The following is a 25,728-nucleotide window of genomic DNA, read 5'->3' as shown; positions in this document are numbered from 1 at the left end:
AACGCGCGCCCGATGACAGGCTCCGCACAATCCGGGGGAAGTTCCTCCGCGAAGACGATCCCGGATTTCGCTTCGCTGCATCCGGGCTACGCAATTCTCCGCATACAAAATATCGATCCCGTCATCCCCGCGCAAAGGCTTCGCCTTTGCGCGGGGATGACGGGGGAGCAGGCTCGGGATTTGAATCAGCAGGCCCTAAGCCGCCGCGGCGTGGCCGAGTGCGCTGACGATGTTGTCGACGACCTCTTCCACCAGGATGCGATCGTCGCCCTCGCCCATGACGCGGATCACCGGCTCGGTGCCGGAGGGACGGATCAGCAGGCGGCCATGGCCGTTGAGACGCTTCTCGCCGTCGGTGATCGCGGACTTGACCTCGGCGTCGTCGAGCGGCTTGCCGCTGCGATAGCGCACGTTCTTCAGGATCTGCGGCAACGGGTCAAAACGCCGGCAGATCTCCGACACCGGGCGACGCAGCTTCTGCACCACGGCCAGCACCTGCAGCGCGGCGACGAAGCCGTCGCCGGTCGTCGAATAATCCGACATGATGATATGGCCCGACGGCTCGCCGCCGAGATTGTAGCCGCCGCTCAGCATCTGCTCGAGCACGTAGCGGTCGCCGACCGGGGTGCGGACCATCGAAAGCCCGAGGCCCTGCAGGAAGCGCTCCAGCCCGAGATTGGACATCACGGTGGTGACGATGCCGGGCTTGGAGAGGCGCCCCTCTTCCTTCCAGCTCTGCGCGATCACCGCGAGCAGCTGGTCGCCGTCGACGATGTGGCCGCGCTCGTCGACCAGGATGACGCGATCGGCGTCACCGTCGAGCGCGATGCCGATGTCGGCGCGCATCTCGCGCACCTTCCGCGACAGCGCTTCCGGCGAGGTGGAGCCGCATTCCTTGTTGATGTTGAAGCCGTCGGGCTCGACGCCCATCGGCACCACGTCGGCGCCGAGCTCCCACAGCGCTTCCGGCACCACCTTGTAGGCGGCGCCATTGGCGCAGTCGACCACGACGCGCAGGCCGTCGAGCGAGAGGTCGCGCGGCAGCGTGCGCTTGGCGAATTCGATGTAGCGGTCATGGACGCCGTCGATGCGGCGAGCGCGGCCGAGGCTCGCGCTCTGCGCCAGGCGGCGGTCGAGCGATTCGTCGAGCAGCTGCTCGATCTGCTTCTCGACATCGTCGGAGAGCTTGAAACCCTGCGGGCCGAACAGCTTGATGCCGTTGTCCTCGAAGAGATTGTGCGACGCCGAGATCATGACGCCGAGATCGGCGCGCATCGACTTGGTGAGCATCGCGATCGCCGGCGTCGGCATCGGGCCGACCAGCAGCACGTCCATGCCGACCGAGGTGAAGCCCGCGACCATGGCGTATTCGATCATGTAGCCGGACAGCCGCGTGTCCTTGCCGATCACGACGCGATGGCGATGGTCGCCACGCTGAAACACCAATCCTGCGGCCTGCCCCACCTTGAGCGCGAGCTCCGGCGTGATCAGCCCATTGGCACGGCCCCGAATTCCATCGGTCCCGAAATATTTGCGGCTCATAGTACCCCCAACACGGACCTCTCGAACCACCCGGCGAGAGAGTCCCGAACGCCCACCAGTCTAGCGTGCATCGGCCTTATAGACTGTCAGGCGCTAAGATGACTTCAAAAAATATGATGAATCATTACCGCCATCGAACCCCATGGTTCGAGCTTAAGACACTGAAAAATATAACATTCTCTCCTTAACCGCAATCCCGTAAACGCGGGCCGGCCCTAACCCTTGCCGCCTCGCTTGACGTGCTGGTCGCCCTTGCTGGGGGCCGGCTGGGTGACATTGACGGGGTCGGAACCGGGAAACGTCTCCTCCAGCCCCTCTTCCAGGGCCTCGTCGAGCCGGCGCTTCTCGGCGTTGTCGTCTGCTTTCGGCTTGGAGTTCGCCTTGGAGCCTGATTGCGTCATCGTGCTCTCCCATCCGTCTTGGCATTCATCCTGGCATTCGTCTTGGATTTGGCAGGCCATCCAACCATGCTAGATGACGGCAAGCGCGAACACCCGCAAGACTTCGCTGGATTAAGACTTCGCTGCATACGACTTGCGACATAGAAGAAGGGCCGGGAACGTCCATGAAGCACATTACCTGCATCGAAGATCTGCGCCAGCTGCACAAGCGCCGGGTGCCGAAGGCGTTTTTCGATTATGCGGACCGCGGCTCATACACCGAGGACACGCTGCGCGCCAATTCCGAGGACCTGCAGCAGATCAAGTTCCGCCAGCGCATCCTGGTCGATGTCTCCAAGCGTAGCCTGGCGACCACGATCCTCGGCGAGCCGGCCGCGATGCCGCTGATCCTGGCGCCGGTCGGCCTGCTCGGCATGCAGCACGGCGACGGCGAGATCTACGCCTGCCGCGCGGCGCAGGCGGCCGGCATTCCCTTCACCCAGAGCACGATGTCGATCTGCTCGATCGAGGACATCGCGGCCGCCGTCGACAAGCCGTTCTGGTTCCAGCTCTACGTCATGAAGGACCGCGGCTTCATCAAGTCGCTGATCGAGCGCGCGATCGCGGCGAAATGCTCGGCGCTGGTCTTGACCGTCGACCTGCAGGTGATCGGCCAGCGCCACCAGGACATCAAGAACGGCATGACGGTGCCGCCGGAATGGTCGCTGTCGAAGCTCTTGGACTTCGCGAGCAAGCCGTCATGGGTCGCCGGCGTGCTGCGCGGCAAGCGCCGCACCTTCGGCAACATCGCCGGTCACGTCAAAGGCGCCGACGACCTCATCAAGCTGTCGGAGTGGACGGCGTCGCAGTTCGATACCACCCTGAACTGGAAGGACATCGACTGGATCCGCAGCATCTGGCCGGGCAAGCTGATCCTCAAAGGCATCCTCGATGTCGAGGACGCCGAGCTCGCCGCCAAGACCGGCGCACAGGCGATCGTGGTGTCCAACCATGGCGGCCGCCAGCTCGACGGCGCGCCGTCCTCGATCGAAGTGCTGCCGGAGATCGTCGACGAAGTCGGCTCGAAGCTCGAAATCATGTTCGACGGCGGCATCCGCACCGGCATGGACGTGATGCGCGCGCTCGCGCTCGGCGCCAAGTCCTGCATGATCGGCCGCGCCTATACCTACGGCCTCGGTGCCGGCGGCCAGGAAGGCGTCGCCAAGGCGCTCGATATCCTGGGCAAGGAGCTCACCACCACGATGGGGCTGTGCGGCGTCAACACCATCGCCGAGATCGACGATCACGTGCTGGCGGTGTAGCGCGCGCAGCTTCACACTCTTCGTCGTCCCGGGCAAGCGAAGCGCGACCCGGGACCCATAACCACAGCCGCGCGAGATTAGAACACGGCTGTGGCCACAGCTTATCTCAACAAAAACCATCGGTGGTTATGGGTCCCGGCTCCCGGGACGACAACGGAGTTCGTCGCTCGAGATCCCGGGTTCGATGCTGCGCATCGCCCCGGGATGACGCTTCGCGTCACATCGGCGGTGCGATTCCGTCGCGGCCGACATTGACGCGGTTGGCTTCCAGCGTGCCGTCCTCCTTCTGGACCGCACCGAAGATGATGATCTTGGCGCCCGGCTTCAGCTCCGCCTTGTCGCCGGCGACGAAAGTGACCACCGGGGTGCCCGGCGGCACCACGACCTTCTTCTCGCCGTCCTTGTATTTCACCGTGATGTTCTGGCCGTCGGTGCCCTCCACCGTTTCGGCGACGGTGGCGTTGGTCATGGTCGAGTTGGCGCGCAGGTCCCAGGGACGAAAGCCTTCGGCGGCGCCACGCTGGTTTTCCGGGAAGATGTGAACCGCGATCGCCTTCTGCGTTCCGTCCGGCTCGGGCATCGCGGTGACGCCGATATAGGAACCGGGCTTGATCTGCGACAAATCGGTCTTGGCGACGCCGAACACCGCGACGTTGTCGGTCGTCCGCACCTTCATGTCGGCGCCGTCGCGCGACTTGATCGACAGCATGGCGCCGTCGACGGCCTCGATGGTGCCGCGAATGCGCACCGTCGGCGGCTGCTGCGCCGATGCGGCCGAGGCAAAGGCAACGAGAAGCAATGCGGCGAATAGCGTCGATTTCGGCATGATGTCCCTCATGGGTTTGGCTGGCGGAGTCAGGAACACCGGGGAAATGATGGTATTCCGAGCGAGCCACCGTCCTGTTCGCAGGAGAGGTGGCTCGCTCGGTAAACTACGAGCCAGACGAAGGGTCTGTTACTGTGTACCAACCGTTCATCGAAGCCAGGCTCTTCACAAAGAAGAGATGATGAAACCGCGTCACATTGGCGGCGTCAGGCCGTCGCGGCCGACGCTGACGCGGTCGGTTTCGAGCGAGCCGTCGGGCAGTTTCTTCATGAAGGCGATGATCTTGGCGCCGGCCTTCAGATCCGCCTTGTCGCCGGGAACATAGGTCACGACAGGCGTATCCGGCGCGACCTGCACCGTCTTCTCGCCGTCCTTGTACTTGACCATCAGGGTATGACCGTCATTGCTGACCACGGATTGCGCGACGGTCGCGTTGGTCATGCTGCTGTTCGGCTTCAGGTCGTAGGGCCGCGAGCCCTCGCCGGTGCCGCGCATGTGCTCCGGGAAGACATGCACCTCGACCGCCTTCGGCACACCGTCGGGCCCGGGCACCGTGGTGGTGCCGATGAAGGAACCGACCTTGATGTCGGACAGCGCGATCCTGGTGAGGCCGAGCACCAGCATATTGCTCGCCATGTGCAGCTTGACGTCTTCGCCGCTGCGCGACTTCACCGCGAGCGTATCGCCGTCGACGCTCTCGACGGTTCCACGCACCCGCGTCGGCGTCGGCGGCTGCTGCGCGAGTGCGTAGAGCGTGGATGCCGTCACCATCGCAAATGCAATGAATGGGCGAATGAGCGAGGAACGGCTGGCAGACATTGGGGGATCTCCGGGAGGGGCCAAAGGGGCCAAGGTTGATGTAACACTGACCCCCGCTGCATCCCGCTATTCCAGGCCTCAAGTCTTTGTGAGATCGGCTTCAACGAGCGCACGCAGTTCCGGCGTCACTTGCGGACGCTGCCCGAACCACAATTCAAAACCGCGCACCGCCTGGTGCAGCAGCATGCCGAGGCCATCGGCGGTCTTCAGGCCGCGCGCCTGCGCCGCCGCAAGCAATGGCGTCACCAGCGGCACATAGACAAGATCGGTCACAACAGCGCCTTGCGGCAACAGGCCGACATCGATCTCGAGCGCGGGCTGGCCGTGCATGCCGAGCGACGTCGTGTTGACGAGCAGCCCCGCGCGCGGCAGCAGATCGCCGACCGTGTCCCACGTCGCGGGATGAACACATGCACCGAACTGATCGGCCAGCGCGCGGGCACGGTCGATGGTGCGGTTGACCAGATGCACGCGTTTGATGCCGCGCTCGATCAGGCCGAACACCACCGCGCGCGCCGCGCCGCCGGCCCCTAACACCAGCGCATCCTCGGTCTTGTCCCAGCCGGGCGCGCAGGCGTCGAGATTGTTGATGAAGCCTTCGACATCGGTGTTGGTCGAACGCAGCTCGCCGTCGGCAAACCACAGCGTATTGGCGGCACCAACGGCGCGGGCGCGCTCGTCCGGCGTCGACAGAGCCAGCGCGCGCTCCTTGTGCGGAATGGTGACGTTAGCGCCGACGAAGCCGCGCAGCGACAGGCGGAACAGGAAATCCTTGAAATCATCCGGCGGCACCGCCTCGATCACATAGCCGCCCTCGATGCCCAGCGTGCGCAGCCAGTAGCGATGGATCAGCGGCGACCGGGAATGCGCGGCCGGCCAGCCGATCAGGCACGCGGCGCGGGTTTTGCTGGATGATGTCATGGCCGTGACATCGGCCAAGGCAGCCGCGCTGTCAATCCGTCCGTTTCGCGGTTACGGCAACCAGCATGCTGAGCCCGAGCGCGGTGCCGGCGGCAAACCAGATCGCGGCGAGGTTGATCCAGTGGTAAGCAAGTGCGCCAAGAAGCGCGCCTGCGACCAGCGCCGCCCACAGCAGGAGGTTCGGCAGCCAGGCCCAACCGGCTCCGCCGGTCAGCGCGGCGGCGATCAGCTGGCCGGCCTTGACCAGCGCGCCGGTGACATAGGTGAGGCCGAGCCCGGCGCCGCCTTCGAGCTGGAATACGGCATTCTCGAGCCCCATCGCCAGCACTATAGCGGCGACCGCGGCGTTCGGCAGGCCATAGGCATAGGCCAAGGCGGCCGCCGTCAACAACAAGGCCTCGCCGAGCAGGATCAGGGGCTGGCGATAGCCGATGCGGCTGAGCACGACCAGGCTGCCGGCCGCAGCACCCGCGACGAACAGCACGATCAGCTCCAGCGCCTCCAGCGCATGCTGCCAATGCCCCTCGGCCAGCGTCACGCCAAGCCGCGTCGAGTTGCCGCTCATGAAGGAGACGAACAGCCCGCCCAGATGCAGATAGCCGATGCCGTCGACATAGCCGGCCAGCGCGCTGAGCGCGCAGGCCAGCGCCAGGTTACGGCGGGATTCAAGCATGATGTCGGAAACTGCTGGGAGAAAATCTCATCGGTCATTCCGGGATGGTCCGAAGGACCATACCCGGAATCTCGAGATTCCGGATTCGCTCGCTGGCGCGAGCGCTCCGGAATGACAATTGGATCACGCCGCGTCGCGATGCGCGGCGATGATCTGGTCGGCGGCGCGGCCCGTCACTTCGGCCATGCGGTCGAACTGGCGGGTGAAGGTGCCGGCGCCGGCGGTGGCCGATCGCAGCTCGACGATGAGGTCGCCGATCTCGGATTCCGGCATGGTGGCTCGGACGCAATCCCAGCCGCTCCAGCCTTCGCGGGTGTCGAAGCCGAGAATCTGGCCGCGGCGCGCCGACAGGATCGCGTTGACCTTGGCAGTCGCCTCGTTCGGACAGAATATCTCGACCAGATGGATCGGCTCCAGCAGCACCGGCTGGCACTGCGGCAACCCTTCGCTGACGCCGACCCGCGCCGCGGTGCGGAACGCCAGATCGGAGGAGTCGACGCTGTGATAGGAGCCGTCGGTCAGCGTGACGTCGAGGTCGATCACGGGGAAGCCGAGCGGTCCACGCGCCAGCGCGTCGACGACGCCCTCTTCCACCGCGCCGATATAGTTGCGCGGCACCGCGCCGCCGACCACCTTCTCGTGGAATTCGAAGCCTGTGCCGCGCGGCTTCGGCTTGATGTCGAGCACCACGTCGCCGAACTGGCCGTGGCCGCCGGACTGCTTCTTGTGCCGGCCGCGCTGGGTAATGGCTTTGCGGATGGTCTCGTGATAGCCGATCGCCGGCGGATGCGATTTGACGTTGACGCCGTAGCGGTCCTTGAGCCGCTCCTGTGCCACGCGCAGATGCATCTCGCCCTGCCCCCACAGCACGGTGTCGTGGGTCCGCGGGTTCTGGATCATCGTCAGCGAGGGATCCTCCTCGTTGAGCCGCAGCAGTGCCTGGCCGAGCTTGACGTCGTCCTTGCGGTCGGTCGCGGCGATCGAGATCGACAGCACCGCCGCGACCGGCTCGACCTTGACCAGCGAGGCCGGGGCCGTCTTGCCGCTCGAGACCGTATCGCCGGTCTTGATCGCGTCGAGCTTGCCGAGCGCGACGGTCTCGCCGGCCTCGGCCTGCGGCCGCTTGCTGTCATGCGTGCCCGAGACCGCGAGGATGCCGGAGATACGCCCGGTCTCGCCGGACGAGGATTGCAGCGTCGCGCCGTCGTCGAGCCGGCCCGCCAGCACGCGCGCCAGCGACAGCTTGCCGCCGTGCTGCAGATGCACGGTCTTGAACACATAGGCCAGCGCGTCCTTCTGATCCTTGACGCCGAGCCTATTGGCAGTCTCGGTGACGCCGGGCGCCTCATGGCGCAGCGCCTTCATCAGGCGGAGCACGCCGTTTTCGCGGCTCGCCGCACCAAGCAGCACCGGGCAGATCAGCCCTTCGCGCAATTCGCGGGCGAGATCGTCGAACACCGCGTCGCGCGGCGGCTGGATATCCTCCAGCAACTGCTCCATCAGCGCGTCGTCATGATCGGCGAGCTTCTCCAGCATCGAGAAGCGCGCTTCCTTCTCGCGGTCGAGATTGCCGCCTTCCAGCGCGACCACCTCCGACGGCTTGTGCTCGCGATAGACGAAGGCGCGCTCCAGCGCGAGATCGACAAAACCTTCGATCAGATCGCCGTTCCAGATCGGGATCTGGCGCAGCACCAGCGGCACGCGCGAGGCCGGCTGCAGCGTCGCAAGCGTCTCGCGGACCCGCTTGTTGGCGCGGTCGATCTTGTTCAGGAACAGGAAACGGGGAATGCCGAGCTCTTCGAGCTCGCGCAGGATGATCTGCAGCTGTGGCAGCTTCTTCTCATCGGCTTCGCAGACCACGACCGCGGCATCGACCGCCGGCAGCGCGGCACGCATGTCGTGCGCGAATTCGATCGAGCCGGGACAATCGATGAAGGTGTAGCTGTCGCCCATGAAGGTGGTGGTGGCGGCGGTCAGGCCTACGCCCATCTTGTGCTGACGCGCCTCGGGGCTGGCATCGCCGACGGAAGTTCCGGCGTCGACGCTGCCGGCAGACTTGATGGCGCCTGTGCGCGCCAGGATTGCTTCCAGAAGTGTGGTTTTACCGCTTTGGAAAGGGCCCACCAGTGCGATGCACCGTGGACCTCGGGGACTTCTGACGTCTTGTCCCATTGCCGCCTCCTCGTTTTGGAGCTCGGCCCATGATTGGGTCGGCGACCATTCATGCTCTGCCTGCGTTTCGCGTTTGGCAAGCGGGAAAACGTCGCTGCGGTGCGGCGGCGTTTAACCATGGCCACAACGGCGGGAATGACCACTATTGTCCGGACGAACGTATCAGGTGCGCCAGTTCCTTAGGCCGGTGCCGCCGCTGTCTCGCGCCAGCGCGTCGCGATGTCGAGCAGGCGCTGCACGGCAGGCGAGACGTCTTCATCACGCCATGCGATCGTGAGCGGCGCCATCACCGACGGTGCGGCAAGCGGAACGTAAGCCACACCGCGACCGGTCTGCGCGCGTGCCGCGGCCTCCGGAACGAGCGACACGCCGACACCGGCTGCGATCAGACCGATCGCGGTCTGCAGATGAAGCACCTCCTGCGCCAGACGCGGCGTGAATCCCGCATCCTGGCAGGCGGCCACGATCAGACCGGTGACCGACGGCTCCGGCCGCACCGGGTAGAGCACGAAGGCATCGTTGGACAATTCGGCGAGCGCAATGTCACTTCGCGCCGCGAGCGGATGCGCGCGCGGCAGCGCTGCGACATAGGGCTCATCGAGGATGAGGCGCTGGGCAAGCCCCGCTTCGGCGAGCAGCGCCGGGCGCACGAAGCCGACGTCGATCCGGCGCCGCCGCAGCGCCTCGGCGATCTCCGCCGCCAGCATCTCGTCAAGCACGAGCTCGACGTCGGGAAACGCGTCGCGATAGCTGCTGACGATATCGGGAAGGCCGGCAAACATTGCGGAGCCGACGAATCCGATCGCGAGCTTTCCAGCCTGACCGCGGCCGACGCGCCTGGTATCGGCAACCGCGTCCTCGAAACTGGCGAGCAGCGCACGTGCGCGCGCAAGAAACAGCTCGCCGGCCTCGGTGAGCCTGACAGGACGGCTATTCCGCTGCAGCAGCGTCACGCCGAGTTCGTCCTCGAGCTGGCGAATCTGCTGGCTCAGCGGCGGTTGCGCGATGTGCAGCCGCTCGGCTGCGCGCGTGAAATTCAATTCCTCGCCGAGCGCCACGAAATATCTGAGGTGTCGCAATTCCATGCCGGCGGTATAGCACGGCGGCCGGCGCCTACGGTCATACGCAATAGCTCTGCTACCGTATCGAACGAATATTGGACCGGAGAAGCGAACGCGGACAGCCTGCGGCGAACCACAGGAGGTCTTAATGACGGCGCTGGAAAAGGCTTTCGCGGAAGCGGCCGCGGCAGGCTTCACGCAGGAGAAGATCGATATCGGCGATATCAGCGTCAACGTCGCGCGCTTCGGCAAAGGCCCGCCGCTGCTCCTGCTGCACGGCTGGCCGGAATTCTGGCTGGTGTGGCGTCCGGTGATGCTGCGTCTCGGCGACAGTTTCGAATTGATCGCGCCGGACCTGCGCGGCTGCGGCGACACCGGCAAGCCGGCGGCTGGCCCGGATGCGTCCGCCACCGCAGAGCGCCACGCGCTGGATATGTTCGCGGTGATGGATGCGCTCGGTCATGACAGCTTCGGCGTGATCGGCGGCGATCTAGGCGCCTATGTCATGCAGGCGATGTCGCATCGTCAGCCGCAGCGGCTGACGGGTACGCTCTATCTGTGCACGCCCTATCCGGGCCTCGGCAACCGCTACGGCCAGCCCAGTCACCTGATCGAAGTCTGGTATCAATACTTCCAGCAGCTGCCATGGGCGGCGCAACTGGTCGGAAGCTCGCGCGAGTCATGCCGACTCTATTTCCGCCACTTCCTCGATCACTGGTCGGGCGACAATTCCGCCGTGTTCGGCGACCTGCTGGAAGCCTATGTCGATAACTTCATGAAGCCCGGCAACATCCAGGGCGGCTTCGACTGGTATCTCTCGTCGGCACCCAATCGCCGGCGCTGGCTGGAAGGCAGGCTGCCGGCGCAGCCGCGCATCGAAATCCCGTCGCGCTTTCTCTGGGGCCGCCGCGATCCGCTGATCGCGCCGGAATGGTCGGACCGGCTGGATCAATACTGGACCGAACCTTCGATCAGGTTCGTCGAGGCCGGGCACTATGTCCACGCCGAGGCGCCCGAGGTGGTTGCCGAGGAAGCCCGCAGCTTCTTCGGCGGAATACAAAACGGTGCAGCTTGAGTTAGCGCCCCGGACGCAGCTCCAGGCTCTCGAGCCCGGCGGCGATGTTGACGCCGACCTGACCCTGCACGCTGAGCGGCTGCAAGGCGATGGTGTTGTCGGAACCGCCGACCAGCACGTTACCGCCGACGCCAACGCCGAGCGTCGCGCTGCCCTGCGCGCCGGCGTAGTTGCCGGACAGCGCGCCAGGTCCAAGCTGGGCCACCGGCGCGTAGACGCCCCAGGCCAGCGCCGACTCCTGGGTGATGCCGAGATCGATGCCGACCTTGCGAATGGTCGCGATGTAACGGTCCTCAGGTGCGCCATCGACGCGCAGCACGCAGCCGAGATTGGTCACCGAACCGACGATGAATCCGACGCTCGCGCCGCCGCGGCATTCCAGGACACCGACCTGCACGCGCTGAATCGGCTGTTGGGCGTTGGCGCCAGCGATCGCCAGCGTGGCGAGGGCAGCACCGGCGAGGAGGATGAAGCGACGCATGTTGGAGGTCTCCGGCTGAAAGGCGTGACGCGAGCAGAGAACAGAACGGCGCCGTGTCTGCGGCGCCTGTCGCTTCCTATGCCATAACATCGGATGCACAGCCAGAATTTGCGGTGTCCGGCCACCGATTGTTACGGGATGTGGCGATGTTGCTATGATCCCGCTGCCGTCCAGAACCTGCCGCGCAAAACACAACAAACCACAGACGCAAAAAAAGAGGCCCGCTTTCGCGGGCCCCTTTGATCAAACACCGACCGGCTTAGTGGTGGTGGTGATGACGGTGGTAATGATGACGGCGCGGACCAGCGAGGCTGACCGGCTCGAGATCGATGCCGGCGATGCCCGCCGCGACGTTGAGGCCGGTCTGGCCCTGCACGCTGATCGGCTGCAGCGCGTATGCGTTGTTCGGGCCGCCGAACAGGAAGTTACCGCCGGCGCCGAGGCCGACCGAAGCGTTGACGCCGACGCCGCCGTAGCTGCCGGCGAGCGCACCGCGCGGGAGCTGCGTGGTCGGCGCGCTGACGGCCCAAGCGAGCTGCGTCGTCGCGGTGACGCCGAGGTCAAGGCCGATCCGCTTCACGGTCGCAACATACGGCTCCGGCCGGCGGGCGTTGGCGCTCTGGAATACGCATTCGAGGCGGGCGACGGAGCCGACGACGAAGCCGACATTCTCGCCGCCCTGGCATTGCAGGACCCCGGCCTGAACCTCGGGCGCCGCGTTGGCGGTGGCGAACGGCGCCAGCAACGCAAGCGCTGCAAGGGTGAGAGTCGAAAGTCGCATTTGGTCTGTCTCCGCAAGATGAACTGAATTAGCGCGGCGGACAGAAGGGAAGGCTCGTGTCCAAAACAAGGCAGTCCGCAAAGACGCCCTAAAAACTTCGCGCGTGTGGCATCGTTGTTCGCGCACACGCGCGTGAGATGAGCGTGATGTGATTTGACTCGTCGAATTTACCGGCGCGCGATCTGCGTACACAAATAGAAACGCTCCCACACTTGGTGCAGGAGCGTTTCCTGAGTTTCTTGAGTTCGGAACGACTAGCGCAGATTGCCGCAGAAGCGCTGGATGCGCTTGCAGGCATCATCGAGATCGGAGGTCTTGGTGGCGTAGGAGATGCGGAACGCCGGTCCGAGACCGAACGCCGAACCCTGCACCACGGCGACACCCTCGCTCTCGAGCAACTCGGTGACGAAGGTCTCGTCGTTGTCGATCACCTTGCCCGACGGCGCTGTCTTGCCGATCGTGCCGGCGCAGGACGGATAGACGTAGAACGCGCCTTCCGGCCGCGGGCACTCGATGCCGCTGGCCTGGTTGAGCATCGACACCACGAGGTCGCGGCGCTCCTTGAACACCTTGTTGTTCGCGGCGATGAAGTCCTGCGGTCCGTTGAGCGCCTCGACCGAAGCCCATTGCGCGATCGACGACGGGTTCGAGGTCGACTGCGACTGGATCGTCGCCATCGCCTTGATCAGTTGCGCCGGGCCGCCGGCGTAGCCGATGCGCCAGCCGGTCATGCAGTAGGCCTTCGACACGCCGTTCACGGTCAGCGTGCGATCGTAGAGGCTCGGCTCGACCTGCGCCGCCGTGGTGAAGACGAAGTCGTCATAGACGAGGTGCTCGTACATGTCGTCGGTCATCACCCAGACATGCGGATGCCTGACCAACACGTCGGTGATCGCCTTGAGCTCGCTCCTGGTATAGGCCGAACCGGTCGGGTTCGACGGCGAGCACAGGATCACCCACTTGGTCTTCGGCGTGATCGCCTTCTCGAGATCCTGCGGGCGCAGCTTGAAGCCGCTCGACGCCGGACAGATCACCGGCACCGACTCGCCGCCGGCGAGCGCCACCATCTCGGGATAGCTGACCCAGTACGGCGCCGGGATGATCACCTCGTCGCCCGGATTGATGGTCGCCATCAGCGCATTGTAGAGCACCTGCTTGCCGCCGGTGCCGACGATGATCTGGTTCGGCTTGTAGCTCAGGCCGTTCTCGCGCGAGAACTTGTTGATGATGGCTTCCTTGAGCTCCGGAATGCCGCCGACATCGGTGTACTTGGTCTTGCCGGCCTCGATGGCGTGGATCGCAGCCAGCTTGATGTTGGCGGGCGTGTCGAAGTCCGGCTCGCCGGCACCGAGGCCGATGACGTTGCGGCCCGCGGCTTTCAGCGCGCGTGCTTTGTCCGTGACCGCGATCGTCGCGGACGGCTTCACACGGTCGAGCGCAGCGGACAGGAAGGCCATAATCATCTCCTGGCAAACGTCGTGAGCCGTTCGGCCACGACTTGATTTGAATGGGATCGCGGCACCCTAGGCCTGTCTCCGCTGCATCGCAAGAAGCTTGGCGGCAAAGCACGAAAACTTTCGCGCATGGCCCGCAACGCGCGCAACATTCCGCAAGTTCCGGAGCCAAATGGCTCATATCCGGCAAGCCCGGCGACGGCCGCTGCAGCGTTGCCGGCAAGGCTTCCGGCGGTCTGCGCCAGCGCGGATTGCTCCGAGGACAATGTGCCGAGCGGTGCGCACCTCGCGGTGCCGATGGCACGCGGTCCGGCCGGCCTGTCGCGCGTTAAGATTTGTGAATTGCCGCGCGTCGGCCACCGCATCGACCGGCACCGTGCACAGCGTCGCGCAGCCGTGATCCGAGTTGTTGCGCCGTGTTGATGGAATCGTTCTGAACGCGTGCAGTGCGGTAGACGTTTCGACTTTTTCCACTGTGCAGGGCTTGCGACGCACCGCTGTCGGCATCATTGTTTAAGCGCGTTGCGGTGTGACAGGCCGCGCAATTTTTCAAGCGTACCGTCTCAGACCAAGTGAACCCGACGCACCGAGTGAACACCGACGCAATGTACAAGCTCTATTCGATGCAGCGCTCCGGCAACAGCTACAAGGTCCGGCTGGCGCTCGCCGTGTTGAACACGCCGTACGAGGCGATCGAGATCGACATCCTGCGCGGCGAGAGCCGCACCCCGGAATTCCTGGCCAAGAATCCGAGCGGCCAGGTGCCGCTGCTGGAAGTCGACGGCCGCCATCTCGCCGAGTCCAATGCCATCCTCTGGTACGTTGCGATCGGCACGCCGCTGGCGCCGGAGTCGCGGATCGAGCGCGCCGAGGCGCTGCAGTGGATGTTCTTCGAGCAGCACGCGCTGGAGCCGAACATCGGCGCCGCCTATTTCTGGCTGTCGCTGGTCAAGGGCGGGCGCGACCTGCAGACGCACGCGCTGGAGGACTGGATGGAGCGCGGCTACGCCGCGTTGCAGGTGATGGAAAATCACCTCAAGGGGCACGCCTATTTCGCCGCCGACCAGTTCACCGTCGCCGACATCGCGCTCTACGGCTACACCCATGTCGCCGACCGCTGCGACTTCGACCTCGCGACCTTTCCGTCGGTCCGCGCCTGGCTGAAACGGGTCGAGCAGACCCCCGGATTTGTCTCGATGGATTGGCGGCCCGGGACCGATGCCGAGCCCGAGGCCCGCCTCGCGGCAGGCGTCTGAACAAAGGGGTTCGAATATCGGGAATAGCGGGGAAACTGCCCAAATAGCGGGCAAAACGCTCGTCGTTGCCGCATTTCTGCCGTTTTCAGGGGGCGTCGCCGCCGCAATCTTGCCGGTGACAACGGGCAGATTTGCTCGGATGTCGCGAGTGATTCGCTCGCGGCCTGAGGGATTTACACCATGACACGGTGGTCCGGCACGGCGGGCTTCCATGGCCGCCCTGCCCCAGTGGCATCGTCCCGGCTGACCCACGCGATCGCGGCGTCGCTCGCGCTTGGCGCGCTGACGCTGTGCCTGGTCGTCGCCGTCACGGTGCTGTCGAGCAACATCAGCATGGCAACGGCGTTCCCGGCGTAATCAAGCAATTCCACTTGGCACCTTGATCCGCGGCAAGGCGCGGGAGAGACAGCGGCGCGACATGTTGAAGACCCCCGTCGGACTGGTGACCGTGACGCTGTCGGCGGCGATCCTGCTGGCCGCTTCGCTGTTGATCGTGACCGGCACCCAGGGCGAGGACCGCGCGCACCCTGCGCAGCTCACGGCGCCTGCCGCCAAGCCGGCCCCGCACAACTAACCCCATTTGTGGAAGATCAGGAACGCGCCGGCGGCGATGAAGGCAAAGCCGAGCGCGTGATTCCAGCCCAGCGGCTCCTTCAAATACAGCACTGAGAAGCCGGCGAACACGACCAGCGTGATCACCTCCTGCATGGTCTTGAGCTGCGCCGCCGAGTAGACCGCGCTGCCCCAGCGATTGGCCGGCACCGCAAGCCAGTATTCGAAGAAGGCGATGCCCCAGCTCACCATGATGACGATCGGGAGCGAGTGATCCTTGAACTTGAGATGGCCGTACCAGGCGAAGGTCATGAAGACGTTCGAGGCGAACAGCATCAGGATCGGCAGCAGCGAAGGCGAAATGGCGGGCATCGATGTCCTCGTCAAAGCAAAGCAGGCGGTAACCCGCGGGCACGAAACCGGGTTCCATGCCGATCTGCATATCATTTGATTTGAAAGCAGCGAAAGCTGGTTCGGATGGGACAAGGCCACCTTAACGGTCGGGGGCAAAATCCCGGCACCATTGCGGCTCTGTCGTCAAACTACGGCTTTATCGTTCGTTTGAGAGACATGAGAACGAGCATGCGGTTCGACTGGCGTGCAATTTCAGGACCGGCCTTGACGGCGATCACGGCGCTCGCCGCTTTCCTGATCGATCGCCTGATCGTCGCCGTCCCCAATCCCGCGCCGCTGTTCGTCTGCATCGTGGCACTGGCGAGCTCCGTCAGCGGCATCACCCCCGGGCTGATCTCCGCCGCGATCGCGGTCGTCGCCTCGGCGCTGTTCTTCCTCGATCATCGTGCGCTGCCCGGCTATGACACAGCCGACGTAGCACGGATGCTGATGCTGGTCGCGACCACGGCCGGCACCGCCTTGATCACCGGGATGCTGCGGCAGAAATGGATCGATGCCTTTGCCGCAGAGCAGCAGCATCACGCCACAGCGGCCCGGCTCGCCGCCGCGCTCGACCAGGTCGACATCGGCATCGTGCTGCTCGACGCCGACACCCGCGCCGAGTTCATCAACCGCGCCTTCCGCGATTATTTCGCGCTGTCGGATGCGCAGGCCGAGAGCAAGCCGCCCTTCGTCGCGCTGATGTATCACGGCCGCGACACCGGCGCCTATGAATTGCCGGAGGACGAACTGAGTGCATTCGTCGCCAAGCGCATCGAGATGATGCGCGCAGGCGATTCCACGCCGATCAACCTCAATCTCGCCGACGGCGAGGTGCTGCGCTTCAGCTGCACGGCGTTGCCCGACGGCGGTCGCATGCTGAGCTACACGCCGGTGACGGACCTGGTGCGGCACACCGACGATCCCGCCAAGGCCGACGAATACCGGGCGCAGCGCGCCGGGCGTGAACGCCATCTGGCGCGGCTGCTGCGCGCCGCCGAGTGAGGCGCGATCGCGCTGGCAATTGATCCCACACGGCGGCAACGATAGAACGTCGAAGCGATGCGCAGGCATCGCGCAACGCAGCCATCCAGGGATATCCATGTCCGACGACGTCACCATCCGCTTCGTCACGCGCGACGATTACGTCCAGTGGCTTCCGCTGTGGGACGGCTACAACGCCTTCTACGAGCGGTCCGGACCGACGGCGCTCGCGCCCGAGATCACCGCGATGACCTGGGAGCGCTTCTTCGACGCCTATGAGCCGGTGCACGCGCTGGTCGGCGACGCCGGCGGAAAACTGCTCGGGCTGACGCACTATCTGTTTCACCGCTCGACCACGGCGATCGCGCCGACCTGCTATTTGCAGGATCTCTTCACCAGCGAGGCCGCGCGCGGCAAGGGCGTCGGCCGCGCCTTGATCAACGGCGTCTACACGCAGGCGAAGCTTGTGGGTTCGCCGCGCGTCTACTGGCAGACGCATGAGACCAACCACACCGCGATGCAGCTTTATGACAAGGTCGCCGACAGACCTGGCTTCGTGATCTACCGCAAGATTCTCTGAGCACGGCTGCGCAACCTGTGGATTAACCGGGATGTCACCGGCACGTTACAAAGCCCGGCTAGGCTTCGCTCGCGTAAGATCAGGCCCCCCGTCTCAGATCCTGCGCCCCGAGCGGTCCCCGTCAGTCGCCGCGTCTGACCGGGACCGCTTTTTTTACGACATTGCCCTGCGTGATAGGTGCCATGCGTGATCTGCGGTAGGTCGGCACCTTGCCGCGCTCCGGCGTGCACGCCACTATGCGCGCCGTCCCCTCGCCTATCCCACAGGATTGTCGCTCCAATAGGATTGTTTCATGGAAATTCGTAATCTCGGCGGCTCCGGCCTGCGCGTGTCCGCCGTCGGCATCGGCTGCAACAACTTCGGCCAGCGCACCGATCTGGAAACCTCACGCAAGGTGATCCACAAGGCGATCGACCTCGGCATCACCCTGTTCGACACCGCCGACATCTATGCCGGCATGGGCGGCTCGGAAACCGTGCTCGGCACCGTGCTGGGCGACCGCCGCGAGGACATCGTGCTCGCCACCAAATACTCCAAGCCGATGGCGAGCGACGGCACCAAGCAGGGTGCCTCGCGGCGCTACATCATGGCGGCCGTCGAAGCGAGCCTCACCCGCCTGAAGACCGATTACATCGACCTCTACCAGCAGCACGACTACGATCCGCTGACGCCGATCGACGAGACGCTGCGCGCGCTCGACGATCTCGTGCGCCAGGGCAAGGTGCGCTACATCGGCAACTCCAACTTCCCGGCATGGCGGATCGCGGAGGCGGAATACGTCGCGCGCCAGATGAACGTGAGCCGCTTCGTCTCCTGTCAGGACGAATACAGCCTCGTGGTGCGCGGCATCGAGAAGGATCTGCTGCCGGCGGCGCAGCAATACAATCTCGGACTGCTGCCGTTCTTCCCGCTCGCCAGCGGTCTCCTCACCGGAAAGTACCAGCGCGGCACTGCTGCGCCCGCCGACACCCGCTTCGCCAAGGCGCCGGCCCTGAAGGATCGCTACGTGACGCCGCGAAACGAGGACATCGTCGAGCAGCTGCAGGCCTTCGCAAGAGAACGCGGCCACACCATGCTCGAGCTCGCCTTCTCCTGGCTCGCCGCGCGCCCGCAAGTCGCAAGCGTGATCGCCGGCGCGACGCGTCCCGAGCAGATCGAGCAGAACGTGAAGGCGATCAGCTGGAAGCTGAGTGCCGAGGAGATGGCGGAGATCGACAGGATTACGAAGGGCTAGTTACTTGCGTCGTCCCGGCGAAGGCCGGGACCCATAACCACAAATCGTCATGGTTGCGCCGCGCTGTGGGTCCAGCGCGTTACAACAATAATCCGCGGTGGCAATGGGTCCCGGCCTTCGCCGGGACGACACTGTGATTGAGGCTGGCGCTTACGCGACCAACCCCTTCATCGGCTTCGCCGGGGCGCTGTCGGGAAACACCGTCTCGGCCAGCACGCGCTCGCCGAGGCCGAACTGGTCGTGCAGCACGCCCTTGATCACGGCGCGCAGGTCGGTGGTCGGGGCGAGGTCGCGGGCCTGGTAGAGATTGGCCGGCTTGAGGCCCGGCCAGTCGGTGATCATCCGGCCGCCGTTCACCGCGCCGCCGGCGAGCAGTGCGATGGTGCCGGTGCCGTGATCGGTGCCCTCGGTGCCGTTGATGCGCGCGGTGCGGCCGAACTCGGTGGCGACCACGATCACGGTGTCGCGCCAGCGCGCGCCGAGGCCGCTCTGGAATTCCGCCAGCGCGCCGTCGAGCCCGCCGAGCAGCTGCGCGAGACGGCCGACCGGGCCGCCTTCATTGGCATGCGTGTCCCAGCCGTCGAAGGCGAGCGCGCCGATCCGCGGGCCGTCATCGGCCGCCATCAATTTGGCGGCGCCGCGCGCCACCAGCCGCATCGCCGCCACGCCGCCGGCGCCCGGCTTCGGCTTCATCTCGTCGCCCTGCGCCTGCTTGTCGAGCTGCAAGCCCTGCGTGAGTGCGCTCGCCAGCGTCGGATCGCGATGCTGGTAGAGATCGAGCAGCCGCATCGCGGTGTCGTCGGCGGCCTGTGGCAGCGCGGTCGGCGCCCAGCCGACGGTCGGCGCCGCGCCGCGCAGCACCAGCGGCGTGGTCGGGCCGACCGCGAGCGCACTCGTCACCCGCTCGCCTTTCGGCAGCGCCTCCAGCGCGCGGTTGAGCCAGCCGGACTGCACGCGGCCGGGACCGGGGAAACCGCTCTCCAGCACATCCTGTCCATCAAAGTGAGAACGGTCGCGATAGGAGGTCGCCACCGCATGAACCACCGCGGCCTGCTTGGCGCGATACATCCGCGCGAATTCCGGCATCGCTGGGTGCAGGCCGAAGAACGGATCCAGCATCACGGCCGCGTTCGGTCCATCTGCGCGAAGCGCGATCGCACCGTGCAGGCCCGCATAGTCCGGATCGCCAATCGGCGCGACGGTGGCGAGGCCGTCGAGCGCGCCGCGCAGGATCACGACGATGAAGCGGGGATCGCGGCCATCGGCGGCGCGCGCGAATTTCGGCAAGTAGGCCCAGACGGCAAAGGAAGCGCCGCCGAGCAGCAGCGCGCGCCGCGACGTCGCCTGCAGCATCAGGCTCTCGGAGCAATCCATCGTCATCTCCTCTGGAACTCGGGCGACATCAACAGCAGCGCCAGCGCCTGCTGCCGCGACTCCGCGCGCTCGATGGTGCGCCGTGTCTCGGGCGAGGCGGCATCTGCGGCCACCAGCTCGAGCAGATCGCGCGGATCGAACCGGTCGGCGAGTTGCGAGGCGAGCTGCGCCGAGATGTCGAGCCTGAGCTTGAGGCCCTCAGGCGCCGCCCAGGCTGCAGCGGTGTCCGGAAAACCGTTCGGTCCGGCCGGCGACCACAAGGGCTGGCCGAGCACGTTGAGGCCGTTGAGATAGCGCGCGGGATCTTCGGGATTGCGCGCCAGCAGCCGGCCGGAGGCGACCAGGAATTCGTAGGGCGAGCGCATCTTCGTCAGCGGCGCCTGCCACGCTTCATTCGACTCGACCAGCGCGGTGGCGAGCGCCCTGAGATCGCCGTCGGTCTTGCTGAACGTATCCTGCAGCTTCGCCACCAGCGCCGGCGGCGGATCATCCGTGACGAAATGGCAGGCGAATTTGGTCGCGATGAATTTTGCCGTCGACGGATGCCGCGCGATGTCGGACAGCACCGCCTCGCCCTGTGCGATGCCGGCCTGCGCATAGGTCTTGCCCAGCACCTGCTGCGGACCGGGCTGGTGCGCATTGGCATTGAACACAAAACTGCCGGGCGTGCCGAGCTGGCCCTGCCGGCCGGCAAAGGTCCAGCCGGTGATGACGCGCGCCAGCGACGTCACATCGTCCTGGGTGTAGCCGCCGCCGACGCCGAGTGTATGCAGCTCCATGATCTCGCGGGCGAGGTTTTCGTTGAGGCCGCGGCTGCGGTTGATGCCGGCGCGCGACTCCGGCCCCAGCGATTGCTGGTTGTCGAGGAAGAACAGCATCGCCGGATGCTGCTCGACGGCCTTCAGCATGTCGCCGAAGCGGCCGAGCACGTGCGGGCGGACCGCCTCGCGCTCGAACGAGCCGGCCCACATCCGCGCCAGCGCGCCCTTGTTGGCGGAGATGCAGAAGTGATTGGACCAGAACACCACGAGCCGCTCGACGAAGCCGCAATCGGCGACCACGCCGCGTTGCAGCCGCGCCAGCGCCTCGGCGCGGAACGTCTTCTGGATGATGTTGAGCGGTTGCGCCGGCGGCTTGGGCGGACCGGCCACCGGCTGCATCGTCGGAGGCTGCATCGTCGGCGACGGCGTCATCGCCGCATTGGCGTTGTCGACCGCCTGCGCCTGCATCGCAGGATCGATCTCCTTGGCGGCGGAAGAGAGCGACAGATTGCGCCGCTGCTGCGGCTTTGGGTCCGGCCCCTGCGGCGTCTCGCTGGCGCCGGATCGCGCGGCCTTCGCGGCGTTGCGCGCCTGCTGGATCTCGAACTGATAGTCGAACACCTGCTTGCCGAGTTCCGGCGTCGAGAGCAGGCCAGGCATTTCGAGCAGCGCACCGTTCGGACGCACGAGCTCCGCCAGCACGAATCCGCGCGGATCGGAGGCGGCGTTGATGAAGTCGCCGGCCGCCCCGCCGCGAGCGCCAAATCCAAATCGGTTGAGGGCAACCAGCGCGGCTTGCGAATCACGGGCCATCACAGTGTCCTCAGCAATTCCCTTGGCGGCCGATCCCGGCTATATCAGCTGCACGGCATCATAGCGCGGTTCGGGATGAACCCGAGATTAATTCGCGCATTAAATCGCGGTTAGAATGCGCCCCTCGTCAAACGATCGTTCCGAACCAGTCTCTCCGCGCCGGCTTGCCTGCACGGCATGCGGCAGCGAATTCTCCTGCTCGCTCGCCGGACCGTGCTGGTGTTCCGATGAAAGCTTTCGCCTGCCGATGCCGACCGACGGCGGCGACTGCCTATGCCCTTCATGCTTACGGAAACTGGCGGAGCAGCAGGCAGCGGTGGGCGCAACGTGAACGCGCGCTGGACCATCGACGCCGTCCTGCTCGACATGGACGGCACGCTGCTCGACACCGAGAAGGTTTACTTCGACAGCCTGGTCGCGGCGCTGAACGCATGCGGCTACACCGATGACGTCGTTGCGCTGTGCCATTCCATGGTCGGACTGCCCGGCCCGGTCTGCGAGGCGATGCTGCGCGACCACTACGGCGTGGCGTTTCCGCTCGACGACGTCAATCGCGCCTTCCTCGAACATCGCGATCGGATGATGCGCTCGGGCCTGCCGCTCAAGCCCGGCACGCTCGATCTGCTGGATGCAATCGCCACCGCGCAGCGACCGATGGCGATCGTCACCTCGTCGTCGCGCCGCTCGGCCGAGCGCAATCTGACGCTTGCCGGCATCCGCGACCGCTTCGAGACGCTGCTGACGCTTGACGATGTCGCTGAGGGCAAGCCGGACCCGGAGCTCTATCTCAAGGCCGCCGCGCGGCTTGGCGTGGCGCCACAGGCCTGCATCGCCGTGGAAGACTCCAACCACGGCGTCACCGCCGCCCACGCCGCCGGCGCCATCACGCTGATGGTGCCGGACATGGCGCCGCCGACCGAGGCGACGCGCGCGAAATGCGCGGCGGTGCTGCCGGACCTCAATGCGGTGCTGGCGCTGATGCAGGAGCGCGGTGCGCTTTAACCGTCATTGCGAGCGAAGCGACGAAAGAATGGCGGAGGCCGATCGGCCATGGCGTGTGCTCCAAAGGATCCGCTTCTGAGGGTAGAAGCGGATGCCAGTCGGCCCGACCGTCATCGGCGGCTTTTGACCCGCAGCAGACGACGGTCAATCGATCACTTCGACGGCTCTTTCGAGCAGGTCACTTGGCGCGGTGACGCCGATTAGTCCGCAAATTGACTTCCAGTTCGCGAGCTGACAACAAAATCGGCATCTCACCGGGATTGGCACCGTCGAGAACGGCGACGACGTCAGCGTTAGCTTCCTGCAGATGATGAAGCGCTGACGAGACGGTCCTCCCAAGGCAGCTTCGGCGACGCTTTCAATGCGAATGCGCCGTCGCCGACCAGAGCTTGGATGGCCAGCATGATGGCCCAGACGAAGGGTAACTCCCAGCCAGCATCCGTGAACAAGAACCCCTTTCTGGCCATCCAAAACAGGGTCGCACCGATCATCATCGGAAGCGCGTAGAGGCTTACCCAGCGCGTATATACGCCAAGCAGCAGGAGGAGCGCCGCTCCAAATTCGGCGCTCAGAGCGTAGACGAGCACCCATTCCGGATAACCCGCCCTCAAGAGCCCGTTCCACCACAGGCTAATCGGCTTAAGGACAGTTTTGCCGTAGAGATGGACAATGAAGAGACCGGCGAGCGTCAGGCGCAGGAAAAAAGCAGCATAAGGTGCGGTTTTCTGGTCAATCATTGGGGGCTCCTTGAAATGATCTGAAGCCGTCCCAGTCTGACGCGCATGGCCAAGAAATAGCAACGACCACAGAAACAAACTGCAAAGCGAACCGCACTTTCTTTGCCTTGTCGGCCCCTGACAGGAGAGGTCAGCCCAAGGCCGACGTGCATTCAGTCCGGATTCCATGACGCCTTTTGAGAGCGTAGCGGAGGCGGCCTTTATGGTACTCGCCTTACCGCCGCTTACGCCCCGGCTTCGCCAGCGCCGTCTCGATCAGCGTGCGCGCGGCCTCGCCGGCCGTCTCCATGTAGCTGGCGTCGCGATGCAGCAGCACGACCGCGAACGATCCATCCAGCAGCAGCAGGATCTGCCGCGCCAGCTTGAGCGGATCGGCGATCCCCTGCTCCGCGAAGGTCGCGCGCAGCCAGTCCTCGAACTTCTTCTTGTGCGCGGCACAGATCCGGATCGCAGGATGCCCGGGCAGGTTGGCAAGCTCGGCCGAGGTGCGCAGGAAGCCGCAGCCCTTCCACTTCGGATGCCGCGCCGAGCGCGCGAGGTTCTTGAAGATCGCCTCGACCTTCGCCGGCAGCCGGCCTTCGGCCTCCGCGAACCATGTCCGGAACAGCGCGAGGTTGGGCTGGTCGCGCGCGGCCAGATAGGCGGCGACCAGGTCGTCCTTGCTCTTGAAGTGATAATACAGCGTGCGCTTGGTGAGGCCGGCCTTGGCGGCGACCTCGTCGACGCTGACGCGGCGGATGCCTTCATTGTAGAACAGCGCGCTCGCCGCCTGGACGATGCGTTCACGGGTGGGCTCGGAGGGTCTGGGCATGGCGCGTATGTATACTAACCAGTGAATATACACAAATCGCGGCTGACCCTACATTCGGCGCCGATACGCCAGTGCCGGAGACTGCCTATGCCCGAACCCATCCTGCTCGAGACCGAAGACGGGATCGCCCTGATCACGCTGAACCGTCCCGCGCAGCTCAACGCGCTGAACTACGCGCTGATCGATCAGCTGATGGCCGCGCTCGACGGCATCGAGGGCGACGCCGACGTGCGCGCCGTGATCCTGACCGGCGCCGGCGAGCGCGCCTTTTCGGCGGGCGCCGACATCCACGAATTCTCGGGTAGCGTCAAACAGGGGGCGGCCGTCGCGGTGCGCGACTTCGTCCGTCGGGGTCAGGCGATGACCGCGCGGCTCGAGGCGTTCAAAAAGCCCGTCATCGCCGCGGTCAATGGGCTCGCCTTCGGCGGCGGCTGCGAGATCACGGAGGCGGTGCACCTTGCTGTTGCAAGCGATCGCGCGTTGTTTGCAAAACCCGAGATCAAGCTCGGCATGCCCCCGACTTTCGGCGGCACCCAGCGGCTGCCGCGGCTGGCGGGACGCAAGCGCGGGCTGGAATTGCTGCTGGCGGGAGATCCGTTCTCACCCGAGCACGCGCGCGAAATCGGACTGGTCAACCAGATCGTGCCGCACGATCAATTGCTGATCGCCGCGCGCGAGTTCGCCGGCCGCATCATCAGGCATTCGCCCGGTGCCGTTGCCAGCACCATCACCGCGGTGACGCGTGGGCTCAACATGCCGATTGCCGAAGGGCTGCTGGTCGAGAGCGAGCAGTTTGCCGCGCTGGTGCCGAGCCGCGACCTCGCCGAGGGGCTCGCGGCCTGGAAGGAGCGGCGGCCGGCGAAGTACGTCGGGGTGTAAGTGATCTATATCAGGTCGTCATGCCCGGGCTTGACCCGGGCATCCACAACTTTCGCGCCAAGACGTGGATGGCCGGATCAAGCCTGGCCATGACGACGGAGAGACGTCGGATGACGACGATGGAGAGAGTCGTGCCCTACCGCACCACCGCCGCGGTCTGCCCGAACAGCAGCTTGCGTTCTTCCTCGGTGCGGATCGCGGGCTGGCCGAAATTCGGGTTGACCTCCTTCGCCTTGGCATAGGCGCGCTCGGTCGCGGGGCGTTTGCCGATCGTCTCCAGCCAACGCTTCAGATGCGGGAAGTCCTCGATCTCCTGGCCCTGGTTCTTGTAGGGCACCACCCAGGGATAGCTCGCCATGTCGGCGATCGAATAGTCGCCGGCGATGAACTCGCGGTCGGCGAGCCGCTTGTTGAGCACGCCGTAGAGCCGGTTGGTCTCGTTAACATAGCGGTCGATCGCGTAGGGCAGCTTCTCGACCGCATAGTTGCGGAAGTGATGGTTCTGGCCGGCCATCGGCCCGAGCCCGCCCATCTGCCAGAACGTCCACTGGATCGCGTCATAGCGGCCGTAGAGATCCGCAGGCAGAAATTTTCCGGTCTTCTCGGCGAGATAGAGCAGGATCGCGCCGGACTCGAACAGGGAGATCGGCTGGCCGCCGCCTTTCGGCGCGTGATCAAGGATCGCGGGAATGCGGTTGTTTGGCGCGACTTGCAGGAAGTCCGGCTTGAACTGATCGCCCTTGCCGATGTTGACCGGGAAGATCCTGTACTCCAATCCGGTCTCTTCGAGGAACATCGTGATCTTGTGACCGTTCGGCGTGGACCAGTAATGGAGGTCGATCATG

At 65.3% G+C, this 25,728-nt stretch carries 27 protein-coding genes; 10 read left to right on the top strand and 17 right to left on the bottom strand.

The annotated features are described in order from the left end of the window. Positions 1–195 precede the first annotated feature (195 nt). Positions 196–1,542, bottom strand: a complete 1,347-nt coding sequence (gene glmM / locus G6P99_RS08240) for a phosphoglucosamine mutase (protein ID WP_029081915.1) — start codon at positions 1,540–1,542, stop codon at positions 196–198. 215 nt (positions 1,543–1,757) lie between these two features. Further along, a complete protein-coding gene (locus G6P99_RS08235) occupies positions 1,758–1,943 on the bottom strand; it encodes a hypothetical protein (protein ID WP_029081914.1) in 186 nt (61 codons plus the stop codon). Between the two features lie 164 nt (positions 1,944–2,107). Between G6P99_RS08235 and G6P99_RS08230 the strand changes: the two genes are divergently transcribed. Continuing rightward, positions 2,108–3,244, top strand: a complete 1,137-nt coding sequence (locus G6P99_RS08230) for an alpha-hydroxy acid oxidase (protein WP_165127750.1) — start codon at positions 2,108–2,110, stop codon at positions 3,242–3,244. Positions 3,245–3,461: 217 nt separating this feature from the next. Here G6P99_RS08230 and G6P99_RS08225 read toward each other — a convergent pair whose 3' ends face one another. From G6P99_RS08225 to G6P99_RS08200, 6 genes are all read right to left on the bottom strand, one after another. After that, complete coding sequence (locus G6P99_RS08225; RefSeq protein WP_029083457.1) at positions 3,462–4,070, bottom strand: hypothetical protein; 609 nt, start codon at positions 4,068–4,070, stop codon at positions 3,462–3,464. Positions 4,071–4,262: 192 nt separating this feature from the next. After that, positions 4,263–4,841: a hypothetical protein gene (locus G6P99_RS08220; protein ID WP_371261224.1), complete on the bottom strand. Its 579-nt coding sequence runs from the start codon at positions 4,839–4,841 to the stop codon at positions 4,263–4,265. Positions 4,842–4,967: 126 nt separating this feature from the next. Continuing rightward, a complete protein-coding gene (locus tag G6P99_RS08215; RefSeq protein WP_035977696.1) occupies positions 4,968–5,810 on the bottom strand; it encodes a shikimate dehydrogenase in 843 nt (280 codons plus the stop codon). Positions 5,811–5,841: 31 nt separating this feature from the next. Further along, a complete protein-coding gene (locus G6P99_RS08210) occupies positions 5,842–6,483 on the bottom strand; it encodes a YoaK family protein (protein WP_165127748.1) in 642 nt (213 codons plus the stop codon). 123 nt (positions 6,484–6,606) lie between these two features. Beyond that, positions 6,607–8,655 carry an elongation factor G gene (locus tag G6P99_RS08205; protein WP_029083460.1) on the bottom strand — a complete coding sequence of 683 codons (2,049 nt, stop codon included), beginning with the start codon at positions 8,653–8,655 and terminating at the stop codon, positions 6,607–6,609. Between the two features lie 179 nt (positions 8,656–8,834). Continuing rightward, positions 8,835–9,740, bottom strand: coding sequence for a LysR substrate-binding domain-containing protein (locus G6P99_RS08200; RefSeq protein WP_029083461.1), 906 nt, complete (start codon positions 9,738–9,740; stop codon positions 8,835–8,837). Between the two features lie 124 nt (positions 9,741–9,864). Here G6P99_RS08200 and G6P99_RS08195 point away from each other — a divergent pair, with 124 nt between their 5' ends. Then, positions 9,865–10,791: an alpha/beta fold hydrolase gene (locus G6P99_RS08195; protein WP_051346583.1), complete on the top strand. Its 927-nt coding sequence runs from the start codon at positions 9,865–9,867 to the stop codon at positions 10,789–10,791. A gap of 1 nt (position 10,792) precedes the next feature. Here the strand turns inward: G6P99_RS08195 and G6P99_RS08190 are convergent, their stop codons facing one another. The 3 genes from G6P99_RS08190 to G6P99_RS08180 all read right to left on the bottom strand — a co-directional run bounded on the left by G6P99_RS08190 (position 10,793) and on the right by G6P99_RS08180 (position 13,510). Beyond that, positions 10,793–11,272, bottom strand: a complete 480-nt coding sequence (locus tag G6P99_RS08190; protein WP_029083463.1) for a DUF992 domain-containing protein — start codon at positions 11,270–11,272, stop codon at positions 10,793–10,795. Between the two features lie 259 nt (positions 11,273–11,531). Further along, positions 11,532–12,053 (bottom strand): DUF992 domain-containing protein, encoded by a 522-nt coding sequence (locus tag G6P99_RS08185; RefSeq protein WP_029083464.1) that lies wholly within the window; start codon positions 12,051–12,053, stop codon positions 11,532–11,534. Positions 12,054–12,307: 254 nt separating this feature from the next. Continuing rightward, positions 12,308–13,510, bottom strand: a complete 1,203-nt coding sequence (locus G6P99_RS08180) for a pyridoxal phosphate-dependent aminotransferase (protein ID WP_029083465.1) — start codon at positions 13,508–13,510, stop codon at positions 12,308–12,310. A gap of 602 nt (positions 13,511–14,112) precedes the next feature. Here G6P99_RS08180 and G6P99_RS08175 point away from each other — a divergent pair. The 3 genes from G6P99_RS08175 (at position 14,113) to G6P99_RS08165 (ending at position 15,337) form a co-directional block, all read left to right on the top strand. Beyond that, a complete protein-coding gene (locus tag G6P99_RS08175; protein ID WP_029083466.1) occupies positions 14,113–14,763 on the top strand; it encodes a glutathione S-transferase family protein in 651 nt (216 codons plus the stop codon). A 180-nt stretch (positions 14,764–14,943) separates the two neighbouring features. After that, entirely contained in the window at positions 14,944–15,120 is a 177-nt protein-coding gene (locus G6P99_RS08170) for a hypothetical protein (RefSeq protein WP_165127746.1), read from the top strand. Positions 15,121–15,181: 61 nt separating this feature from the next. Then, entirely contained in the window at positions 15,182–15,337 is a 156-nt protein-coding gene (locus tag G6P99_RS08165) for a hypothetical protein (RefSeq protein ID WP_165127744.1), read from the top strand. On the opposite strand, the gene G6P99_RS08160 is transcribed toward G6P99_RS08165, so the two are convergent. Beyond that, complete coding sequence (locus G6P99_RS08160; protein ID WP_029083467.1) at positions 15,334–15,687, bottom strand: DMT family protein; 354 nt, start codon at positions 15,685–15,687, stop codon at positions 15,334–15,336. The two genes, G6P99_RS08165 and G6P99_RS08160, sit on opposite strands and share 4 nt — an antisense overlap. Before the next feature lie 210 nt (positions 15,688–15,897). Here G6P99_RS08160 and G6P99_RS08155 point away from each other — a divergent pair, with 210 nt between their 5' ends. From G6P99_RS08155 to G6P99_RS08145, 3 genes are all read left to right on the top strand, one after another. Continuing rightward, positions 15,898–16,713, top strand: a complete 816-nt coding sequence (locus G6P99_RS08155; protein WP_029083468.1) for a PAS-domain containing protein — start codon at positions 15,898–15,900, stop codon at positions 16,711–16,713. Positions 16,714–16,810: 97 nt separating this feature from the next. Continuing rightward, a complete protein-coding gene (locus G6P99_RS08150; RefSeq protein ID WP_029083469.1) occupies positions 16,811–17,272 on the top strand; it encodes a GNAT family N-acetyltransferase in 462 nt (153 codons plus the stop codon). Between the two features lie 292 nt (positions 17,273–17,564). After that, positions 17,565–18,506: an aldo/keto reductase gene (locus tag G6P99_RS08145; protein WP_165127742.1), complete on the top strand. Its 942-nt coding sequence runs from the start codon at positions 17,565–17,567 to the stop codon at positions 18,504–18,506. A gap of 150 nt (positions 18,507–18,656) precedes the next feature. Here the strand turns inward: G6P99_RS08145 and G6P99_RS08140 are convergent, their stop codons facing one another. After that, positions 18,657–19,886, bottom strand: coding sequence for a DUF1501 domain-containing protein (locus G6P99_RS08140; protein WP_029083471.1), 1,230 nt, complete (start codon positions 19,884–19,886; stop codon positions 18,657–18,659). Further along, complete coding sequence (locus G6P99_RS08135) at positions 19,883–21,454, bottom strand: DUF1800 domain-containing protein (RefSeq protein WP_165127740.1); 1,572 nt, start codon at positions 21,452–21,454, stop codon at positions 19,883–19,885. Before G6P99_RS08135 ends, G6P99_RS08140 begins: the two co-directional genes overlap by 4 nt. A gap of 327 nt (positions 21,455–21,781) precedes the next feature. Between G6P99_RS08135 and G6P99_RS08125 the strand changes: the two genes are divergently transcribed. Next, positions 21,782–22,456 carry an HAD family hydrolase gene (locus tag G6P99_RS08125; RefSeq protein WP_029083473.1) on the top strand — a complete coding sequence of 225 codons (675 nt, stop codon included), beginning with the start codon at positions 21,782–21,784 and terminating at the stop codon, positions 22,454–22,456. Positions 22,457–22,749: 293 nt separating this feature from the next. On the opposite strand, the gene G6P99_RS08120 is transcribed toward G6P99_RS08125, so the two are convergent. Next, on the bottom strand, positions 22,750–23,193 hold the full coding sequence (locus G6P99_RS08120; protein WP_029083474.1) for a DoxX family protein: 444 nt from the start codon (positions 23,191–23,193) through the stop codon (positions 22,750–22,752). 214 nt (positions 23,194–23,407) lie between these two features. Continuing rightward, positions 23,408–24,004 (bottom strand): TetR/AcrR family transcriptional regulator, encoded by a 597-nt coding sequence (locus G6P99_RS08115; RefSeq protein ID WP_029083475.1) that lies wholly within the window; start codon positions 24,002–24,004, stop codon positions 23,408–23,410. An 87-nt stretch (positions 24,005–24,091) separates the two neighbouring features. Here G6P99_RS08115 and G6P99_RS08110 point away from each other — a divergent pair, with 87 nt between their 5' ends. Beyond that, a complete protein-coding gene (locus G6P99_RS08110) occupies positions 24,092–24,883 on the top strand; it encodes a crotonase/enoyl-CoA hydratase family protein (protein WP_029083476.1) in 792 nt (263 codons plus the stop codon). Between the two features lie 136 nt (positions 24,884–25,019). Here G6P99_RS08110 and G6P99_RS08105 read toward each other — a convergent pair whose 3' ends face one another. Then, positions 25,020–25,727, bottom strand: coding sequence for a glutathione binding-like protein (locus G6P99_RS08105; RefSeq protein ID WP_029083477.1), 708 nt, complete (start codon positions 25,725–25,727; stop codon positions 25,020–25,022). Between the last annotated feature and the right edge of the window lies 1 nt (position 25,728).

Origin of the sequence: Bradyrhizobium sp. 6(2017) (genome assembly GCF_011058295.2) — a bacterium.
GTDB classification, from domain to species: domain Bacteria; phylum Pseudomonadota; class Alphaproteobacteria; order Rhizobiales; family Xanthobacteraceae; genus Bradyrhizobium; species Bradyrhizobium septentrionale.
The sequence above is the reverse complement of the archived record's forward strand: the minus strand, read 5'-3'. Positions and strand labels throughout refer to the sequence as shown.

Excerpts from the sequence above, each read along its gene's own strand:
- glmM (WP_029081915.1), bottom strand. The coding sequence starts at position 1,542 with ATGAGCCGCAAATATTTCGGGACCGATGGAATTCGGGGCCGTGCCAAT.
- G6P99_RS08235 (WP_029081914.1), bottom strand. The coding sequence starts at position 1,943 with ATGACGCAATCAGGCTCCAAGGCGAACTCCAAGCCGAAAGCAGACGAC.
- G6P99_RS08230 (WP_165127750.1), top strand. The coding sequence starts at position 2,108 with ATGAAGCACATTACCTGCATCGAAGATCTGCGCCAGCTGCACAAGCGC.
- G6P99_RS08225 (WP_029083457.1), bottom strand. The coding sequence starts at position 4,070 with ATGCCGAAATCGACGCTATTCGCCGCATTGCTTCTCGTTGCCTTTGCC.
- G6P99_RS08220 (WP_371261224.1), bottom strand. The coding sequence starts at position 4,841 with ATGGTGACGGCATCCACGCTCTACGCACTCGCGCAGCAGCCGCCGACG.
- G6P99_RS08215 (WP_035977696.1), bottom strand. The coding sequence starts at position 5,810 with ATGACATCATCCAGCAAAACCCGCGCCGCGTGCCTGATCGGCTGGCCG.
- G6P99_RS08210 (WP_165127748.1), bottom strand. The coding sequence starts at position 6,483 with ATGCTTGAATCCCGCCGTAACCTGGCGCTGGCCTGCGCGCTCAGCGCG.
- G6P99_RS08205 (WP_029083460.1), bottom strand. The coding sequence starts at position 8,655 with ATGGGACAAGACGTCAGAAGTCCCCGAGGTCCACGGTGCATCGCACTG.
- G6P99_RS08200 (WP_029083461.1), bottom strand. The coding sequence starts at position 9,740 with ATGGAATTGCGACACCTCAGATATTTCGTGGCGCTCGGCGAGGAATTG.
- G6P99_RS08195 (WP_051346583.1), top strand. The coding sequence starts at position 9,865 with ATGACGGCGCTGGAAAAGGCTTTCGCGGAAGCGGCCGCGGCAGGCTTC.
- G6P99_RS08190 (WP_029083463.1), bottom strand. The coding sequence starts at position 11,272 with ATGCGTCGCTTCATCCTCCTCGCCGGTGCTGCCCTCGCCACGCTGGCG.
- G6P99_RS08185 (WP_029083464.1), bottom strand. The coding sequence starts at position 12,053 with ATGCGACTTTCGACTCTCACCCTTGCAGCGCTTGCGTTGCTGGCGCCG.
- G6P99_RS08180 (WP_029083465.1), bottom strand. The coding sequence starts at position 13,510 with ATGGCCTTCCTGTCCGCTGCGCTCGACCGTGTGAAGCCGTCCGCGACG.
- G6P99_RS08175 (WP_029083466.1), top strand. The coding sequence starts at position 14,113 with ATGTACAAGCTCTATTCGATGCAGCGCTCCGGCAACAGCTACAAGGTC.
- G6P99_RS08170 (WP_165127746.1), top strand. The coding sequence starts at position 14,944 with ATGACACGGTGGTCCGGCACGGCGGGCTTCCATGGCCGCCCTGCCCCA.
- G6P99_RS08165 (WP_165127744.1), top strand. The coding sequence starts at position 15,182 with ATGTTGAAGACCCCCGTCGGACTGGTGACCGTGACGCTGTCGGCGGCG.
- G6P99_RS08160 (WP_029083467.1), bottom strand. The coding sequence starts at position 15,687 with ATGCCCGCCATTTCGCCTTCGCTGCTGCCGATCCTGATGCTGTTCGCC.
- G6P99_RS08155 (WP_029083468.1), top strand. The coding sequence starts at position 15,898 with ATGCGGTTCGACTGGCGTGCAATTTCAGGACCGGCCTTGACGGCGATC.
- G6P99_RS08150 (WP_029083469.1), top strand. The coding sequence starts at position 16,811 with ATGTCCGACGACGTCACCATCCGCTTCGTCACGCGCGACGATTACGTC.
- G6P99_RS08145 (WP_165127742.1), top strand. The coding sequence starts at position 17,565 with ATGGAAATTCGTAATCTCGGCGGCTCCGGCCTGCGCGTGTCCGCCGTC.
- G6P99_RS08140 (WP_029083471.1), bottom strand. The coding sequence starts at position 19,886 with ATGACGATGGATTGCTCCGAGAGCCTGATGCTGCAGGCGACGTCGCGG.
- G6P99_RS08135 (WP_165127740.1), bottom strand. The coding sequence starts at position 21,454 with ATGGCCCGTGATTCGCAAGCCGCGCTGGTTGCCCTCAACCGATTTGGA.
- G6P99_RS08120 (WP_029083474.1), bottom strand. The coding sequence starts at position 23,193 with ATGATTGACCAGAAAACCGCACCTTATGCTGCTTTTTTCCTGCGCCTG.
- G6P99_RS08115 (WP_029083475.1), bottom strand. The coding sequence starts at position 24,004 with ATGCCCAGACCCTCCGAGCCCACCCGTGAACGCATCGTCCAGGCGGCG.
- G6P99_RS08110 (WP_029083476.1), top strand. The coding sequence starts at position 24,092 with ATGCCCGAACCCATCCTGCTCGAGACCGAAGACGGGATCGCCCTGATC.
- G6P99_RS08105 (WP_029083477.1), bottom strand. The coding sequence starts at position 25,727 with ATGATCGACCTCCATTACTGGTCCACGCCGAACGGTCACAAGATCACG.